This window comes from Hymenobacter sp. BRD67, assembly GCF_013256425.1.
Lineage (GTDB): Bacteria > Bacteroidota > Bacteroidia > Cytophagales > Hymenobacteraceae > Hymenobacter.
Map to the genome: position 1 here is coordinate 4,197,691 of NZ_CP053904.1, position 18,359 is coordinate 4,216,049.

Genomic DNA, 18,359 nt, shown 5'->3' on the forward strand with positions numbered 1-18,359 from the left:
TAGAAAGTGTTGAAGATGAGTCGTGCTGGTGGTCGCCTCACCCCCTAGCCCCCTCTCCGAAAAGGAGAGGGGAAACTAGCATTAGCTTTTAGCACTAGCTAGAATTAGAAACTAGTCCCCTCTCCTTTTCGGAGAGGGGCTAGGGGTGAGGCGCCTCATTAGTGCCGTTTAGAGCCTAGCCAATCTTGCGCCCCGTATTGATAACATTGACCGCATTAAACCGCGACGAGGCCGAGCCGTGGCTCACGGCTGACACCTGCGAAGGCTGGCCCTTGCCGTCGAAGAAAGAGCCGAACAGGCGGTAGTCGCTCTGGTCGCACACGGCGGCGCACGAGTTCCAGAACTCCTGGGTGTTGGCCTGGTAGGCCACGTCGTCGAGCATGCCGGCAATCTTGCCTTTCTCAATGGCGTAGAACACCTGGCCGCCAAACTGAAAGTTATAGCGCTGCTGGTCAATGGAATAAGAACCGCGACCGGCAATATAGATGCCCTTATCTACTTTGCTGATTAACTCATCCACGCTCAGCTTGGCCGCGCCGGGGCGCAGGCTCACGTTGGGCATGCGCTGGAACTGCACCGTGCCCCACGAGTCGGCGTAGCAGCAGCCGTCGGAGGCGGTTTGGCCCACGATATGGGCCTGGTCGCGGATTTTCTCATAATCCACCAGCTTGCCCTGGTCGATGAGCGTCCACTCCTTGGTTTTTACGCCCTCGTCGTCGTAGCCTACCGCACCCAGCGAGCCGGCTTGCAGCTTGTCGGCCACGATGGTCACGTTTTTGGAGCCGTAGGGATATTCTTCTTTTTCCAGTCGAGCGTAGCGAAGCTGGTGCCCGCGTAGTTGGCCTCGTAGCCCAGCACGCGGTCGAGCTCCAGCGGGTGGCCGATGCTCTCGTGAATAGTAAGGCCCAGGTGGTTGGGGTCTAGTACGAGGTCGTACTTGCCGGCCAGCACCGAGGTGGCCGTAAGCTTGGCCTTGGCCTGGCGGGCGGCCAGGGCGGCATCTTCCAGGATATCGTAGCTGTTGCGGTAGCCCACCAGCCCGGTGCCAGCGGGGCCGGCCACCTTGTCGGCGGCCTGGGGCGCGAGGTACTCGTAGCCCAGGCCCATCGGCGAGCTCAGCGCGTCGCGGGTCTTGAACTTGCCGCTGGCCCGGTCGATGGCCGTGACCGAGAACGTGGGCCAGATGCGGTGCACGTCCTGGTCGATGTATGAGCCGTCGGTACTGGCAAAATACTTTTGCTCGTTTATCTGAAACAGGCTGGAATTGACGAAGTTGGCGCCGTTGGTGAGGGCAGCCGCGTTGGCGGCCAGCAGCAGGTCGGCCTTCTGGGCTACCGGCACCTCAAAGGCATTCTGCTTGATGGGCGTTTTCCAGCTTACCTCCCCGTACCCCTTTTGCGGAGCCAGGTTTACCGGCTCTTTCTGGGTTTTGGCGTTGGCTTTGGCCATGGCTACGGCCAGCCGGGCGGCCTGAGCCAGGCCAGCGTCGCTCACGTTGTTGGTAGCGGCGAAGCCCCAGCTGCCGCTGGCAATTACGCGCACACCGGCCCCGAAGCTCTCGCCACTGGCAATATTCTGCACCTGCTTCTCGCGGGTAAAGATGCTCTGGTTGAGGTAGCGGCCGATGCGCACGTCGGCGTAGCTGGCCCCGGCGCTCTTGGCGGCGTTCAGGGCCGCGTCGGCCAAGCGCTTTTTCTGGGCCACGTCGAGGCCGGGCTCCAGCAGGCGGGCGGGGTCAACCAGCGTGCCGCCAAAGCCGGGAAAGTTGGGCAGTAGGAGGGCGCTGGTGGCGAGGCCGGTAAGGCCCACAAAATCGCGTCGTTTCAAAGCGGAAAATAAATTAAAGGCAGCGGGCAAAAACCGGCCGGCAAGATGGCATTTTTTTCACGAAAAAGACAGGCTGCCTGCTGGCACGTTGCAGCCCCGGCCCGCTCCTGCTGCCGATTGGCTTAAAAATTCTTCGCGGCCGGCGGCCGGTCACTCTTGCAAAAGCCTGCCGCGCAATGGCGGTGCGGTGTTTCTGTCCCAAGGGTTGCTCTGCCTGCCATTGACTTTCGCACGCGGGCTGCTATATTTCTTGGCCGCTCTCCCTTTTCCACCCGAGGTTGCCCGTTTATGAAAGTACGTCAACTCCTTGCGCTCACCAGCCTTAGCCTGCTGACGATGAGCAACAGCTGCAAAAAAGAGGACGATGTGGTGCCTTGCAATGCCTCGGCCGATGTGACGACTGCCCAGGTGGCGGGCCTCCAACTCAACATTATCGAGCCCGTACCCAACGTGGGGCAAACCAACGAGTACATTATTAACTCCAAAGCTGAATATCAGGCGCTTTTTGCCTGCAAAAAGCTGCCCGCGATAGATTTTACGACCCATACCCTGCTGGCCGGCAAAACCCGGACGCCCGCCGGCTGCCACCTGCTGGCGCAGCAGGTAACCCAGACCTGTACCGGCTACGTCTACACCGTCAAGCTGGCCTCCGACGGGGCAGCACCGCTACCAATGTTGTGTATTACGTGCTGCTGCCCAAGCTGCCGCTAGCGGCAAAGGTGGCGTTCGATGTGCAGCTGCCGCCGGTAGCGGCCAGCAGTGGGGCGTCGGCGGTTGATGTTGTGAAGTGATTTTTAGTTAATAGAAGCTGTTTAGGACTAATAGATTAAAAAAGAGCGTCCTGCTGAGCTTGTCGAAGCATCTCTACCGCTTCATCTAACGATGCCGTAAAGATGCTTCGACAAGCTCAGCAGAACGCTCTTGTTAATCTAATTAATATTAAAAATTAACTATGTAATCTACTTGCCAAGCTGGCTCAGCAGCTCTTTCACGGCCGTATCGAGCTGGGAGTCGTGGCTGGTGTAGCTTTCGCCGATGGGACGGGTTACGGGCACGTCGACGGGGCGGGGGTTCATTTCCATCACTTTGCCGTCGCGGGTCGAGCGCACGGTGCTGGTGGGCAGGCGCAGCGAGGAGCCATCGAGCAGGGTGGTGCCGGAGGTGAAAATAATCCAGCCGCCGGTGGGCTCGCCCACGATTTTGCCCAGCTTCGACGCCCGGTAGCCTTCGCTGAAATCCTCGGCATCCGACAGGGAGTGCTGGTTGGTGACGAGCACCGTAGGCAGCTCCAAGCTTCGCTGGCCAAGGGCGCTGCGGGCGGGCACGGGTGCGGCCATGTCGCGGTTGGCCATGCTGAGGTAGCTGCGCCGGGCCAGCACATCAATGGCGTACACGTTCACGAAGCCGCCGTTATTGTTGCGCACGTCTACCACTACGCCGTCGCGGGTCATGTTTTCTGCATCAAGGTCGAGGTAGAGCTGCGAGAGCGAGGCCGCCGACATATCGAACATGTGCACGTAGCCGAGCCGGCCGCCGCTGGCCTGGGCCACGTAGGCGCGGCGCTCCTCCACCCACTGCCGGTAATCGAGCGCCTTCTCCGTCTCGCGGCTGAGTGGGCGTACTACTACCTCCCGCTCCTTGCCATCAGCCGCCGAAACGCGCAGCGTGGTGCGGCGGCCCACCTTGTATTGCAGCAGCTCGTCGAGGTTGGTAGTACCCGTAAGGGGGTGGCCATCCACCGCCAGCAGCACGTCGCCGGGCTTGAGGCCAGCCAGCGCCGCCGCGCCCAGCGGCAGCACGGTAGTGAGGCGCAGGCGGCCGTTTTGCTCGTATTCGGTGGCATCGAAGCGCACCCCCAGGCGGCCCGTGGCCGGGGCTACGGTGCCGGTGGGCGGCGCGGCCGGACCCATGCCCGAGTGTGAGGCATTGAGCTCGCCAATCATCAGGTTTACCAGGCGGCGCACCTCATCGGGGGTGCGGGCCCCGGCGATGTAGGGCGCAAATTTTGCGTGCTGGGCCGGCCAGTCGGCCCCGTTGAAAGTGGCATCGTTGAAGAAGTCGCGCAGGTACGTCCAGGCTTCGTCAAATACCACGTTTTTCTCCTGCTCAAAGTCCACGTCCAGCTCGGCCGCCACGGCCACGGCGCGGGGCGTACCCTTACCAGCCTCCACCGGCACCACCTGGATGCGGCCCTGGTCGAGGTAATACACCTCCTTGCTGTCGGGCGAAAACTGGGCCTCGCGCTTGGGTCCGGCCGTGGAGGTAATCTGGCGGGCCGTGGCGGGCTCCTTGCTCAGCTCATCGAGCGGGTAAACGTAAAGATTGGTCTGGTTCGAAACCGTGGCCGTGAGCAGCAGCCACTTGCCGTCGGGACTGATGCGCTGCGAGCGCACATCTACCCCCACCGGCACGAGGCTCAGCCGGCGCCGAATATCGTCGAAATTGATAGTAACGGGCGGCTTGGCCGGCGTAGCGCTGGCGGTAGCCAGCGCACCTTTCCGGCCTTTGCCGGCCCTGGCGCCCGAGCGGCTTTTCGGCCTGGCAGAGTCGGCCGCCGCTACTGGCAGCGGTGCCGGGGTAGCGGGCCCGGCCGGCTTGGGGGCGGGTTCTGGTTTTTATCGGGTGAAATGGGGCCGGGTACCGGCTCCTTAAACAGGTCGCGGAACTGGTCTTCGCGGAAGCGCGGCGTGCGCAGCTGCAAGTCGATGCGCGCTATCTGGGCATCCTCAGTACGCTGGCCGGTATCAAACAGCAGGTACTTGCCGTCGGGGCTCCATGAGAGCGAGTTGCTGTTGGTATTCGCTAAAAAGCTAACTGAGCGGGCTGCGCCGCCCGCCGCGGGCACCACTTCTACGTTGGTGAAGCCCCGCGCCCCGGCCGGCGCAAAAGCCAGCCACCGGCCATCGGGCGACCACACAAACGAGCGCTCGGCGTTCAGCGGCGGGCGGCCAAAGCGGCCGGTGCCCACCACCCGCTCCTGCTTGCTGGCCAGGTCCAGCACCCGCAATTCCTTAGCGTCCCGCTCGAAGGCCAGGAGCTTGCCATCGGGCGAAAAGCGGGGCTGGGCATCATTTTGGGTGCCATTGGTGAGGCGGGCTTCCTGGCCGGTGGCGAAGGTGTAGCTGTACAAATGCCGGGCTCCGTCGCGGGCCGAGGCATATACCAGGCGGCGGCTGTCGGGCGTCCAGGCCAGGTCGGTTTCGGCCGTCACGGTAGTGGTGAGGCGGGTGGCCTCGCCGCCATCGGCGGCTGAGGCCGCAAACACCTCACCATGCACAACAAAGGCCACTTTCTTGCCATCGGGCGAAAGCGCCAGCTCCTGCAGGCGGTCGGTGAAGCGCTGGCGCTCCACGCTGGGACTGGCCGGCGCGCCCCGCTGCCGAATCGCCACCGGCTGCGCCTGGCCATTCTCGGTGTTCAGGGTCCAGATGGCGAAGTCGCGCTCAAATACCACGAGCTTGCCATCGGCCGAAATGCTGGGCCACAGCACCCGGCCATCCTTGAAATTGGTAACCTGCTGCGGGGCGGCTTTGTCCAGCCCTACCGTCCAGATGTTTTCCGGCCCCCTTGGTCGGAGGTAAAAAACAGCTTCTGGCCGGCCGGGCCCCACATGGGCCACAGCGCCTTAAAGCCCCCGTGGGTGAGGCCGGTGTAGGTGGGGCCACTTTTGCCTTCCTGCCGCAGCCAGATTTCCGACTCGTCGAGGTGGCTGTGGCCGTGCCGCCACCACTGGCCCGAGGCCACCCCCGCGCCGCAAAGGCCAGCGTTTTGCCATCGGGACCAGGCGCGCCAAAAAACTCGTTGGCGTAGCGGTCGGCCGATACGGCCGTTGGCGTGCCGCCGCCTACCGGCACGCGGTAAATATCGTTCATTCCTGATATATCACGGCTGGTCGAGGAGTAGTACAGGTACTTGCCATCGGCCGACCATCCGTCGAGCTGGTCCAGCCCGTCGTCGAAGGTCAGGCGCTTGAGCTCGCCAGAGGCAAAGGTGAGCAGGTAGATGTCGCCGTTGCCGCTGCGCGTGGAGATGAAGGCCAGCGACTTGCCGTCGGGCGCGTAGAGGGGGCGGCTCTCAGTGGCCGGGTGGGCCACCAGCAGGCGCGCCTCACCGCCGGCCACCGGCACCGTCCAGATATCCCCGCCCGACACGAAGGCTATTTCCTGGCGGTCGGGCGAGATACCCGGCTCCGAAAACGACGGCAGCGCCGTAGGGGGCGCCGCCAGCGCAACGGCCGGCAACAGCGCCAGCAAAGACGGGCGAAAGTGGGAAGGGTATATGTTTTTCAATATGTTTGGCAATGGCATAGCGGCGGTAGTAAGCGTGGAGGCTGCAAGGTAGAGCACCAGCTCGCAACCGTTGCATGGCTGGCTTGCAAGTGCCTGTAAGCTTGGGTAAAAACATAAAAAAGGGTCCCAACCAATCGGTCGGGACCCTTTTTAGAGGCAGCTAGCTGAAAATACAGCGGATACAGCTGCTATTGCTTCTGGAAGCGGCTGGTATAGGTTTGCTGCGTGCCAATGACGCGCACCACGTAGAGGCCGGCGGCCAGGCTGCCCACGCGCTGGCTGAGCTGCTGGCTGAGCTGCTCGACCGAGCCGGTGCCTTTCAGTACGAGGCTGCCTGTGGTGGTATACACGCTCAGGCTCAGGCTGGTACCGGTTTCGGGTATCTCCAGGCGCACAGCGTTGGTTACGGGGTTGGGGTACAGGCCCAGTGAGACTGCGCGCGCGGCCTGGGTGGCCAGCGCGTTGCCGGTGAAGGTGTAGCGCGAGAAAACCGGGTAGTGGTCAGAGGTAGTGGTGCTGTAGCTGGCAATCTGGGCCGCTACGTCGGTGCGCACGGCTGCCGTGCCATTGAGGTAGTACGGGGCCATGTTTTTGTTGGCGATAACGTTGTCAATCACTGTTTTGAAGCTGGCCGTCGACTGCAGGCCGGCCTGGGCCAGCGGCAGCGTGATGGGCAGGTAGCTGGCATCGACCATGAAATTGTTATACGACGAAACGGCCGGCGTTACCCCGTGGCAATGGTGCCGTTGAGCACGTCGTTGTAGTCGCCCACGATAAGGGTATTCTCATTCGCGTGGTTGGTATCGAGCTCTGCTTTCAGCAGCTCCGAGGCCAGCTTGCGGCGGGCGTAGTCGTTGGGCGAGGTGCTGGCGGCATTGGCCTTGGCATGAATCACGATGAAATTTACTTTCTTGGTTACGCCATCGAGTGTAACGTTGGCCGTCATCTTGTACGGGAAGCGGCCGCCGGCCCAGGCATTGTAGGCCGGGCAGGCCTGCACCTCAGTGCAGCGCAGCAGGCCCATAAAAGTGGGGTTGCTCACTACATCGGTACGGTACACGAAAGCCAGCTTCTGGTCGTCCACGTAGTCGGGGTCGGAGGGGCTGTCGCCGTACGAGCCGTAGCGCGATACCTGGAAGCTGTACGGATGGCCGGTGGCCGTCGAGAGCTGGGTTACCACATTTTGCAGGCGCACGGTGTCTACTACTTCGGCCAGCGCATACACGTCGGCGTTGAGCGTGGTCAGCACCTTCGCAATGTTGGTTTGCTGCAAGGTTTTATCGGTGGGGCCGTGGCCTGCTACGACTGAGCCAAACCATTCCACGTTCCAGTTTACCAGCTCCAGGGTCTTGTTCAGGTCATACGTATCGCCGCTCAGGGCTACGGTGGCTGGCGCGGCGGCCCGGCCGTGGTCACTGTAAGGGTGGCGCTGTAGGTGGTTTGGGCCGTAGTGGGCAGAAAGCGCACCGTAACGGGCTTGCTGGTAGCATTTACCTCGGCTTTGGTCAGGGTGAGGGTGCTGGCGAAGGTGGTGCCGTCTTTGGATAGGGTAAAGCTGGCGTTCGATGAGGTGAGGGTTACGTCGCTGGTAAGGTCGTTGGCCGATACATTCATCGGCTGGGTGCTGCTGGTGCTCACGGCCTGGTAGCCGAAGGCCAGCCGGTTCACGTCGGTGAGCACGGTGGGGACGGGCGGCGTGGCCGATTTGGTCAGGGAGATATCGTCGAGCGTCCAGCGGGCGGCGGCCGACGTAGTCGAAGCATACACGAACGCTACATACACTTTGGCCCCTTTAAAGGCTGCCAGATTGATGTTGGCGGTCTGCGTCCAGATATCGGAGCCCATGGCCGGGAACGGCACGTTGAGGTCGGTCCAGGTGGCGGCGCTGGGCGCGCCCGTGCCGCTGTAGTTGGTCGATACGCGCAGCTTCAGGCTGGGGCCGTTGAAGGCGGTGCGGCTCCAGAATGAGAGCAGCGGGTAGGGTAGCTGGTAAGGTCGAAAGCCGGCGAGATAAACCAGTCTTCGTTCTCAACATTGCCCGAAGCGTAGCCGTTCATCTGCACGCCGTAGGGTGCCGGTGCGGCGCCGGCCGGGGCCTGTGGGTCGCGGCCGTAGCTGGTGCAGCTCCAGGTTTGGGCTCCGGTTACGCTGTACTGGCTCCAGCCATCGGTGAGCGTAGTGGCGCAGGTACTGAACTCAAACAGCGTCTGGTTGGGGTCGGCCCCGACACCGGTCAGCGTAACGGTGCGCGTAACGGCACCCGTGCTGGTGTGGGTAATGCTGCCCGTGGTGGTACCCACGGCAGTAGGCGAAAACTTCACGTATACCGTTTGGGCAGTAGCCAGCTCGGCGGGGGCATAGCTCAGCGAAGCGCTGTAGGTAGTGTTGTTTTTGGAAAGCGTAAACGGCCCGGTAGCCGTCAGGGTGGTGGCCGTCGTCAGGTTGCTGCCGGTGAGCTGATAGGTCTGGGTCGCCGACGAGGTAATAATGTTCTGGCTGCCGAAGGCCAGTGTGTTGGGCGTAGCCTTGAGAGTGGGCGTAGTTGCCGTGGGCGTGTTCCAGCTCAGCGAAAAGTCGTCGATAGCCGAGCTGGGGCGGTTGAGCGAGCCTATGGTAGAGTTGGGGGCGATAATGCGAATAGTTACCGGCCCGCTCTGGTCATCGAGCGCAGTGTCGAAGCTGACGGTTACGGTGTTGTTGGAGAAGGTCGCATTGCCGGTAATCGCACTAGAGCCTACCTTGGTAAAGGAGGTTGGGGCGCTGCCCAGGCCATAGTCAACCTGCCAGGTAGCCGTGCGGGTTGACGTGCTATCCAGCGATTGCAGCTTAAAAGTCAGCGAGAAGTCAGTTTTGCCGGTTGTGTTGGTAGCCTGAAACACAAAGGCCGGGCCGGCGCCCGTAGGCGGGGTGGCAGTGCTGCTGCCATCACCAAAAGAGCCCGTCTGGCGCACGCCCAGGGCGCGGTTGGGCGCGGCCGTCTGAGCCGTAATGGTGGCGGCGCTGCCCAGGCCCGTAGCCGAGGCAAAGTTCTTGAAGCCGGCGCCGGTGGCCGTCCAGGCCGTGGTGGTGCCCGGTGTGAGGATAAGCTGGGCCGCAGTGGGCGCCGTGCCCAGGCTGGTGGCCGACGCATTGGTATACACGCTGAAGCCCGCCGGTAAGCCACGCGATAAATTGTCGAAATTCTCGACGTAGGGGCTGGTGCTCAGCGTAGCCTGGGCCTTGGCCCCAAGCACGGCCAGCAGCAGGCTGCCGGCAAGGCCAAAAGAGCGGAAACATTTCGTCATGTGGAAACAGAAGTAATAAGGTGAGCAGATGATGAAAAAGCGTCAGGCAAAAGTAGTATTTGCAGTCAAAAATTCATGTTGTCTTAATGTTTCTAAATGAATTGCTTTTGCTCAGCTGGTTCGGGTGAATTAAGGCAAAGCGTGTAGATTCGTGCTGGATTAAGCATAAATAGTAGGCGCGCCTACTATTTATTTAAAAAACTGCATTACATTTAGCACCTCATTCTTCCCCACCTAACTTTTTGCATTCTATGCAAGTCAAATCTATACTCCTCGCAGGGGGGCGCTGCTGGCAGCCTCATCGGGAGCCCAGGCCAGCGGCTTCCAGGTAGGCCTCACCGGCCAGAAGAACGTGGGCATGGGCGGCACCGGTACTGGCTTGTACCTCGACCAGGCTTCGCAGTTTTACAACCCCGGCGCGTTTGCGTTTGCGCCTACCGGCTTTCAGGTGGGCGGCAATATGGCTATTCCGCGTATCTCCTTCCGGCCCGATGCGGCCGACCAGGGGCAGCGTAATTTGCAGAATACCAATGTATTTCCCTTCAGCGGCTTTATAGGATTTGGTCCGAAGGAAGGCAAATGGCGCCTTGGAGCCGGCGTGTACACGCCTTTTGGCAGCGAGGTGCACTACCAGCCGGGCTGGGAAGGGCGCTACGCGCTCACCGACATCAACCTGCGCTCGGTATTTGTGCAGGCTACGGCGGCCTATGCTATTACGCCCCAGGTGAGCGTGGGTGCGGGCCTGGTAATGCTGGCCATGGGCAGCGTGGACCTACAGCGCGATATACCCCTGCAGGCGCAGGGCAGCACGACGCCGGCGCACGCGCAGCTCACCGGGAATGCCGACCACAAGCTGGGCTATAATGCCGGCATTCTATTCAAGCCTTCGGAAAAGCTAAGCCTGGGCATCAGCTACCGCTCGGCAATTGATGCGCACGTCGGCAGCGGCGATATTACGCTGACCAACCTGCCGGCCTCGGCCCGCAGCAACTTCTCGGCAACCAGCTTCGACGTGACGCTGCCCCTGCCCGATGTATATAGCGTAGGCCTGGGTATCCGCCCCAACGATAAGCTGACGCTGGCTTTCGACGCCAACCTCGTGGGCTGGAGCCGCTACCAGTCGCTCGACTTTACGTACGCCGGCGGGGTGCTGGGAGGAGCCGCTACTTCTTCTTCCAAACGCGAGTATCAGGACGCCCTGGCTTTCCGGGTGGGAGCGCAGTACAAGGTTACGGACAACTTTACACTGCGGGCCGGCACTTTCTACGACATGAGCTGCGTGCGTGATGGCTTCGTAACGCCCGAAACGCCCGATGCCGACCGCCTGGGCCTGACTGCCAGCTTCACGTACGCCTTCGGGCAGCGCTTTGGCCTCGATGCCTCCTTCCTGTTCGAAGACTTCATGAAGCGCAGCCAGACGCAGGGTGACCTCATCAGCAATGGTACGACCGACCGCGTGGCCGGCACCTACAAAACGACCATCAGCGTGCCCGGCGTAGGGCTGTACATGAAATTCTAATCCTGTCATTTTCCTACCCATGACGACTTTATTCTCTCTGCATAAAACTGCCCGGCCGGCGTTAGCGCTACTAGGCCTGGGCCTTGGTCTAGCCGGCTGCCAATCGAACTTGGACGCAACTACCCCGGCCGCTTCGGCGGGTACAGCTAATTTCAGCCGCTACATTGCGGTGGGCAACTCGCTCACGGCTGGATACGAGGATGGCGGCCTCTACCTCGATGGGCAGAATAACTCGTATCCCAGTATCCTGGCTGGGCAGTTTGCACTGGCAGGTGGTGGCGCTTTTACGCAGCCACTGTTCACGACGGCGCAGTCCAACGGCTCGGGCTACTTGAAACTTACGGGTTTTATGGCGGATGGCACCCCCATCACGACTAACGTGACCACGAACCTCGCCGTGCGGTCTGCCTCGCCGCAGGTTCTATACACCAAGTATACCGATGCCATCAACAACCTCGGTGTGCCTGGCATCCGTATGTCAGATATTCAGACGCCGGGCTATGGCAGCCAGCTTGGCAATCCGTATTTTGAACGCATTACTCCCGACGCAAATCCCTACCAGACTTATTTGCAACGGGTAAAAGCCGAAGTGGCTACTGCCACATTCTTCACCTGTTGGCTGGGCAACAATGACGTATTAGGCTACGCGACCAGCGGGGGAGCGCTGGGCGCATTGTCTCCTACTTATGCTATCACTCGCCCCGATACGTTCAATCTGAAGGCTCAGCGTGTTATCAACGCCCTAACGGCAAATAATGCAAAGGGAGTAGTAAGTAATATTCCGGATGTGACAGGAATTCCGTTTTTCACGACGGTTGGCGCGTCAGCCCGTGCTAAGTTCGCGGCCAATAATGTGCCGGTAAGTCTAGCCCCGTTTGTGTACACGACTGGCACGCTCGCGCCGCTGCAGCCGAACACCCGCGTTGCAACAACGCTTTCCAGCATCCGCGATGCCAGTGGCAACGGTAACCTGCTGCTCACCCTCACCGCTGCTCCCTACATAGGCCTCTATGGCCAGCCCACTGGTAAATACTGGCGCGACTTCTACGCCCAGGCAAGGCCTGTGCTGCCCGCTACTATTCCAAATCTGGGCGTGTTTCTCCTCACGTTGGGTGTTGACACGACTAAAGCATTCGGCGCTAGCACCGGCAATCCCTTCCCCAGCACGCTTGTGCTGGATGCTACGGAGCAAACGGCAGTATCTACGGCTACGACGGCCTTCAACGCGTCGCTGCAAAACGCAGCCAACGCAAAAGGTCTAGCTTACTTTGATGCAAATGCGTACTTCCGGGGTATTGCTAACAACGGAGTAGTCACCAACGCTGTGAGCAACTCAGCTAGCTATATCGCGGGCAACCTGTTCTCGCTCGACGGTGTGCATCCTACGCCACGCGGCTACGCTCTAGTGGCCAATCAAATTATTCAGGTTATTAACACCCAGTATGGAGCTACCATCCCGCAGGTGAATGCTAATAACTACCGCGGAGTGCTATTTCCGTAAAGTGTATAAACCGTTATATTACCGGAAAGTGCCTTCCCAAGCGGGGAGGTACTTTTTTTATAGCTAGGCTGTACTATCTTCGTAGTCGCTGCTATCCAGAAAGACCGAGGGACCAGGCCCGATGACGTCTTGGCAACCTACCCCGAGTAGGTGCCAACTCCTGTTCGACCAGCCAAGTAGGTCGAAGAAGATATCAGCCGGAACCTGCGCCGCCTGGCGCGGCTTTCTTTCTGGATAGGAGCTGCTTGCACCTGTTTTGCTTTTAGAAAGGATATGTCCGCCGCTGCCGCTGTTGCCCCCTACTCTACCGCTGTTTCTCCGCTGCCTGCGCTTATGCGCCAGCGCCTGCTTATCCTCGATGGTGCCATGGGCACCATGATTCAGCGCTACCCGCTCGAAGAGGAAGACTTTCAGGGTACCCGCTTTGCCGACCACCCGCGCCCGCTGCGCGGCAATAACGACCTGCTGAGCCTCACGCGGCCCGATATTATCCGGGCTATTCATGCCGAGTACTTTGCGGCCGGGGCCGACATGGTCGAAACCAATACCTTCTCGGGCACTACCATTGCCCAGGCCGACTACGGCCTGGAGCACATAGTATATGAGCTGAACTACGAGTCGGCGCGCCTGGCCCGCGAGGTAGCCGACGAGTTTACGGGCCGCACGCCCGGGCAGCCGCGCTTCGTGGCCGGCGCCATCGGGCCCACCAACCGCACCGCCTCGCTCTCGCCCGATGTGAACCGCCCCGGCTTCCGGGCCGTGACGTTTGACGAGCTGGCCACCGCTTACCTGGAGCAAACGCGCGGCCTCGTCGACGGTGGCGTAGATGCGCTGCTCATCGAAACCATCTTTGATACGCTCAACGCCAAAGCCGCGCTTTTCGCGGTGCAGCAGTTCTTTAACGAAGGTGGCCGGGTAGTGCCGGTTATGATTTCGGGTACCATTACGGATGCTTCGGGCCGCACGCTGAGCGGGCAGACGGTCGAGGCCTTCTGGCACAGCATCAAGCACTTGCCTTTGCTGAGTGTGGGCCTCAACTGCGCGCTCGGGGCCGACCAGCTCCGCACCTACGTGCGCGAGCTGGCGCGCCTGGCCGACGTGCCCGTATCGGCCTACCCCAACGCGGGCCTGCCCAACGCTTTCGGCGGCTACGATGAGAGCGCCCAGGAGTTTGCCGCGCTGGTCGAGGATTACCTTAAAGAAGGCTTGCTCAACGTAGTGGGCGGCTGCTGCGGCACCACGCCCCAGCATATTGCGGAGCTCAAGAAGCTAGCGGGGAAGTATCCGACGCGGGAGGTAAAAAAGCTAAAAGTTAAAAGTGAAGAGTTAAAAAGCGCGGAAGAAGGTAGTGCAAGCGCTTTGCATATTAACGCTTCACTTTTAACTGCTAATTCCCTAAGTCTCGCGGGCCTGGAGCCGTTCAATATCAGGCCCGACAGCCTGTTTGTCAACATCGGCGAGCGCTGCAACGTGACGGGCTCGCGGACGTTTGCGCGGCTCATTCGGGCGGGCGACTACGAGGCGGCGCTGGCCGTGGCCCGCGACCAGGTAGAAAACGGTGCGCAGGTGCTCGACATCAACATGGACGAGGGCATGCTCGACTCGGAGGCCGTGATGACGACCTTCCTGCACCTCATCGCCTCGGAGCCCGACATTGCCCGCTTGCCCATCATGATTGACTCCTCGAAGTGGAGCGTGATTGAGGCCGGGCTGAAGTGCGTGCAGGGCAAGAGTATAGTAAATTCCATATCTTTGAAAGAGGGTGAGGAGCGCTTCCGGCACCACGCCCGGCTGGTGCGCCAGTACGGCGCGGCCGTGGTGGTGATGGCCTTCGACGAAAACGGCCAGGCCGACAGCTACGAGCGGCGCATTGAAATCTGCCAGCGCTCGTATGATATTCTGACCCAGGAAGTAGGCTTCCCGGCCGAGGATATCATCTTCGACCCGAACATCCTGACCGTGGGCACGGGCCTTGAGGAGCACCGCAACTACGCGCTCGACTTTATTGCGGCGGTGAAGTGGATAAAGGCGAACCTGCCCGGCGTGCGCACCAGCGGCGGCGTAAGCAATATCTCCTTCTCGTACCGCGGCAACGACGTGGTGCGCGAGGCCATGCACGCGGCCTTCCTTTACCACGCCATTCGGGCGGGGCTCGATATGGGCATCGTGAACGCCGGCCAGCTGGCGGTGTACGACGAGATTCCGAAAGATTTGCTCGAGCTGTGCGAAGACGTGCTGCTCAACCGTCGGCCCGATGCCACCGAGCGCCTCGTGGACTTTGCCGAAACGGTGAAGCAGAAAGGCAAGGTCGAAGTGGTGGCCGACGTCTGGCGCAGTTTGCCCGTGGCCGAGCGCCTGCAGCACGCCCTGGTGCGCGGCATCACCGAGTTTATCGACCAGGATACCGAGGAAGTGCGCCAGCAGGTAGACCGGCCCCTCGACGTGATTGAGGGCCCGCTGATGGCCGGTATGAACGTGGTCGGTGACCTGTTTGGGGCCGGCAAGATGTTTTTGCCGCAGGTGGTAAAATCGGCCCGCGTAATGAAAAAAGCGGTGGCGTATCTGCAGCCTTTTCTGGAAGCGGAGAAGGAAGGCGCGGCCCGCCAGACGGCCGGTAAAATTCTGCTGGCTACCGTGAAAGGCGACGTGCACGACATCGGCAAGAACATCGTGGGCGTGGTGCTGGCCTGCAACAACTTCGAGATTGTGGACCTCGGCGTGATGGTGCCGCTGGAGCGCATTCTGGACGAAGCCCAGAAGCAGGGGGCCGATATTATCGGTCTCAGCGGCCTCATCACGCCCTCGCTCGATGAGATGGTGTACGTGGCCCGCGAGATGGAAAAGCGCCGGCTGACCACGCCGCTGCTTATCGGCGGCGCCACCACCTCGCGCCTGCACACGGCCGTAAAAATTGCGCCGGCTTACTCGGGCTCAGCGGTTTACGTGAATGATGCCTCGCGCTCGGTGGGCGTGGCGGCCAGCCTGCTCGGCTCGGGCAAAGCGGCGTACACCCAAACCATCCGCGACGAGTACCAGGCCCTGCGTGAAGACCACGCCAGCCGCCAGCGCGAGAAAAGCTATCTGCCCATCGAAGCCGCCCGCCAAAACGGCTTCCGGGCCGACTGGGAAACCACGCCCATTACCAAGCCCAGCTTTCTGGGTACGCAGGTGCTGGATAACTACCCGCTCGACGAGCTGGCGCAGTACATCGACTGGACGCCCTTCTTCCATACCTGGGAGCTGAAGGGCCGCTACCCGCGCATTCTGGACGATGAGAACCTGGGCGAAGCCGCCCGCCGTCTCTTCGACGATGCCCAGAAGATGCTAGCCGAAGTTATTGCCAACAAGAGCCTGACGGCCCGCGCCGTGCTGGGCTTCTGGCCCGCCAATACGGTCGGCCACGATACCATTGAGGTGTATGAGGACGATAGCCGCCAGCAGGTGCGCGACGAGTTCTTCACCCTGCGCCAGCAGAGCGAGAAGGCGCCGGGCGTGCATAATATAGCATTTTCTGATTATTTGGCCCCGAAAGAAACCGGCCGCGCCGACTACCTCGGCGGCTTTGCCGTAACGGCCGGCCTGGGCATTGAAAAGCTGATTGAGCAGTACGAGGCCGACCACGACGACTATTCCAGCATCATGATAAAGGCCCTGGCCGACCGCCTGGCCGAAGCCTTTGCCGAGCGCCTGCACCAGCGCGTGCGGGAAGAGTTCTGGGGCTATTCGCCCAACGAAAACCTGAGCGGCGAGGCGCTGATTAAGGAGGAATACCGGGGCATCCGGCCCGCCCCGGCTACCCCGGCTGCCCCGACCACACCGAGAAAATTACGCTTTTCCGGCTGCTCGATGCCGGGAAGCAGACGGGTATCACGCTCACCGAAAACCTGGCCATGTACCCCACGGCGGCCGTGAGCGGCCTGTACTATGCCCACCCGGCCGCCCGGTATTTTGGCCTGGGCAAAATCGGGAAAGACCAGGTGGCCGATATAGCCGAGCGCAAGGGTATGCCCCTAGCCGAGCTGGAGCGCTGGCTGATGCCGAATTTGAACTACGACCCGGCCTAATGTAGCGTGGACTCTGCGAGTCCGCGCGTGTCAACACCCGAACGTTATTACGCGCGGACTCGCAGAGTCCGCGCTACTTCCATGAAAGTAACTGAACACCTGCGCCGTGCCAATGGCAAAACCCTCTTCTCGTTTGAGGTGCTGCCCCCGCGCAAGGGCGAGAATATCCACAGCCTGTTTGCCAATATTGAGCCGCTGATGGAGTTTAAGCCGCCGTTTATCGACGTCACGTATCACCGCGAGGAGTTTGTGCTGCGCGAGCGGCCGGGCGGACTTTTGCAGCGCAAGGCCGTGCGCAAGCGGCCGGGCACGGTGGGCATTTGCGCGGCCATCAAAAATCGCTTCGATGTGGATACCGTGCCGCACCTCATCTGCGGCGGCTTTGCCAAGGAAGAAACCGAGAATGCCCTGATTGACCTGCACTTTCTGGGCATCGACAACGTGCTGGCGCTGCGCGGCGACCCCATTAAAAGCGAGGGGCACTTTCAGCCGCACCCCGACGGCCACACCTACGCCTGCGACCTCATCAGCCAGATTTCGGCCCTCAACCACGGCCGCTACCACGACCACGACGAGCAGTACCAGCCCGAAGGCTCGGAACCGATTTTGTGCACCGATTTCTGCATTGGCACGGCCGGCTATCCCGAAAAGCACTTTGAGGCACCCAATATGGGCTCGGACATCCGCTTTCTGAAGGAGAAAATAGACCGGGGCGCCGACTATATCGTGACCCAGATGTTTTTCGACAACGAGGAATTCTTCAAGTTTGAGAAGCGCTGCCGGACGGCGGGTATCACGGTACCTATCATTCCGGGCCTTAAGCCGTTAACCACTAAAAGCCAGCTTATTGGGTTGCCGCGCGCGTTCTTCCTCAGCATTCCGGAGGCGTTGGCTGAGGCTATTCACCAGGCCAAAGACAACGCCGCCGCCCGCGAGGTCGGCATCGAGTGGTGCCTCAACCAGAGCCGCGAGCTGATGGCCCACGGCGTGCCCTGCCTGCACTACTACTCAATGGGCAAAGCGGAGTCTATTCGCCGCGTAGCGGCCGGACTTTTTTAATGGTTAATGCCGTAATGGCCAATTGCTAGTGTTGTGCTGGGCCTAGGGATTACAGCACAACATTAACCATTGACCATTACGGCATTAACCATTATTTAAACTTCCCTTCCGGGTCGGGCTGCTTGGCCATGAGCTCGGTTAGGAACTGAAAATCGAGGCTGGAGAGGCTGAGATTCTGCCCTTTGTGCAGGGCTTTCCAGGCCCCGGCGTAGTTTTCCTGGTAGTAGCGCACGCGGGCCTGCGTTTGCCAGGCGTTGGCATTGGAAGAATCGGCCAGTAGGGCCCGCTGGGCGTAGTCGCTGGCCTGGGTCAGCTCTTTCTTTTTCTTGGTTTGCTCGTAGCGGCCCAGCGCGGTGTTCGCCGCATCAGTAAGCAGCAGCGGATTGGTGGGTGCTACGGCCAGGCCTTGCAGCACCAGCGCCTGAATGGCTTCGGTAGGGGTATTGGGCCGCTGGCTTAGCACCACGGCCAGGCCCCGGTAGGGCTCGGGGTTTTTGGGGTCGAGCACCCAGGCCAGGTTAAAGCGCACTACTGCTGTATCGGGCTGGTTTTCCTGTAGATATTCATAGCCCTTCTGGCTGAAAAACTTACTGGCTTCGGGCCGCGAAGGAAAGCTACGGTCCACATCGGCCAGCACGGCGGGTCCCACCAGCTGCTGCGCCTGGGCCAGCGTGATACCCCCAAACAGCGGCTGCAAGCGCTGCGGGCCCGTTGGGGGAGCGGGGCGTTTTTGCTACCCTTCTGGGCATGGGCCGGCAGGCCAAGCGCCACCGATAATACTAGGAGAGCCGCGCCGCGCCGGGCACCGGGAGTTAG

Annotated in this window: 12 protein-coding genes, 2 pseudogenes and 1 riboswitch; of the genes and pseudogenes, 5 read left to right on the forward strand and 9 right to left on the reverse strand. The window is 61.0% G+C overall.

Annotation, left to right across the window (positions count from 1 at the left end):
• Positions 1-175 precede the first annotated feature (175 nt).
• Positions 176-1,827: pseudogene (locus tag GKZ67_RS19670) on the reverse strand (TldD/PmbA family protein).
• 288 nt (positions 1,828-2,115) lie between these two features.
• On the opposite strand from GKZ67_RS19670, the gene GKZ67_RS19675 reads away from it, so the two are divergent.
• The gene (locus GKZ67_RS19675; protein WP_173245902.1) at positions 2,116-2,538 is read left to right on the forward strand and encodes a hypothetical protein; all 423 of its coding nucleotides are present in this window, start codon (positions 2,116-2,118) and stop codon (positions 2,536-2,538) included.
• A gap of 248 nt (positions 2,539-2,786) precedes the next feature.
• Here the strand turns inward: GKZ67_RS19675 and GKZ67_RS19680 are convergent, their stop codons facing one another.
• The 7 genes from GKZ67_RS19680 to GKZ67_RS19705 all read right to left on the reverse strand — a co-directional run bounded on the left by GKZ67_RS19680 (position 2,787) and on the right by GKZ67_RS19705 (position 9,400).
• Positions 2,787-4,238, reverse strand: coding sequence for a S41 family peptidase (locus GKZ67_RS19680; RefSeq protein ID WP_254244953.1), 1,452 nt, complete (start codon positions 4,236-4,238; stop codon positions 2,787-2,789).
• A gap of 146 nt (positions 4,239-4,384) precedes the next feature.
• Entirely contained in the window at positions 4,385-5,380 is a 996-nt protein-coding gene (locus GKZ67_RS23940; protein ID WP_254245287.1) for an LpqB family beta-propeller domain-containing protein, read from the reverse strand.
• Positions 5,271-6,080: a hypothetical protein gene (locus GKZ67_RS23945; RefSeq protein WP_254244954.1), complete on the reverse strand. Its 810-nt coding sequence runs from the start codon at positions 6,078-6,080 to the stop codon at positions 5,271-5,273. Before GKZ67_RS23945 ends, GKZ67_RS23940 begins: the two co-directional genes overlap by 110 nt.
• Positions 6,081-6,304: 224 nt before the next feature.
• Entirely contained in the window at positions 6,305-6,811 is a 507-nt protein-coding gene (locus GKZ67_RS19690; RefSeq protein ID WP_173245905.1) for a T9SS type A sorting domain-containing protein, read from the reverse strand.
• Positions 6,812-6,840: 29 nt separating this feature from the next.
• Positions 6,841-7,440: an endonuclease/exonuclease/phosphatase family protein gene (locus GKZ67_RS19695; protein ID WP_173245908.1), complete on the reverse strand. Its 600-nt coding sequence runs from the start codon at positions 7,438-7,440 to the stop codon at positions 6,841-6,843.
• Between the two features lie 56 nt (positions 7,441-7,496).
• Positions 7,497-8,135, reverse strand: coding sequence for a choice-of-anchor J domain-containing protein (locus GKZ67_RS19700; protein ID WP_173247040.1), 639 nt, complete (start codon positions 8,133-8,135; stop codon positions 7,497-7,499).
• On the reverse strand, positions 8,045-9,400 hold the full coding sequence (locus GKZ67_RS19705; RefSeq protein WP_173245911.1) for a hypothetical protein: 1,356 nt from the start codon (positions 9,398-9,400) through the stop codon (positions 8,045-8,047). Before GKZ67_RS19705 ends, GKZ67_RS19700 begins: the two co-directional genes overlap by 91 nt.
• A 289-nt stretch (positions 9,401-9,689) precedes the next feature.
• On the opposite strand from GKZ67_RS19705, the gene GKZ67_RS19710 reads away from it, so the two are divergent.
• The 4 genes and pseudogenes from GKZ67_RS19710 to metF all read left to right on the forward strand — a co-directional run bounded on the left by GKZ67_RS19710 (position 9,690) and on the right by metF (position 17,543).
• Positions 9,690-10,919: an OmpP1/FadL family transporter gene (locus GKZ67_RS19710; protein ID WP_410505094.1), complete on the forward strand. Its 1,230-nt coding sequence runs from the start codon at positions 9,690-9,692 to the stop codon at positions 10,917-10,919.
• 109 nt (positions 10,920-11,028) lie between these two features.
• Positions 11,029-12,420, forward strand: a complete 1,392-nt coding sequence (locus GKZ67_RS19715; RefSeq protein ID WP_254244956.1) for an SGNH/GDSL hydrolase family protein — start codon at positions 11,029-11,031, stop codon at positions 12,418-12,420.
• Positions 12,421-12,508: 88 nt separating this feature from the next.
• Positions 12,509-12,617: riboswitch (SAM riboswitch) on the forward strand.
• A 136-nt stretch (positions 12,618-12,753) separates the two neighbouring features.
• Positions 12,754-16,484: pseudogene (gene metH / locus GKZ67_RS19720) on the forward strand (methionine synthase).
• 81 nt (positions 16,485-16,565) lie between these two features.
• Positions 16,566-17,543 carry a methylenetetrahydrofolate reductase [NAD(P)H] gene (gene metF, locus GKZ67_RS19725; RefSeq protein WP_173245917.1) on the forward strand — a complete coding sequence of 326 codons (978 nt, stop codon included), beginning with the start codon at positions 16,566-16,568 and terminating at the stop codon, positions 17,541-17,543.
• A gap of 91 nt (positions 17,544-17,634) precedes the next feature.
• Here the strand turns inward: metF and GKZ67_RS19730 are convergent, their stop codons facing one another.
• Positions 17,635-18,240: a tetratricopeptide repeat protein gene (locus GKZ67_RS19730; RefSeq protein ID WP_173245920.1), complete on the reverse strand. Its 606-nt coding sequence runs from the start codon at positions 18,238-18,240 to the stop codon at positions 17,635-17,637.
• Positions 18,241-18,359: the final 119 nt, after the last annotated feature.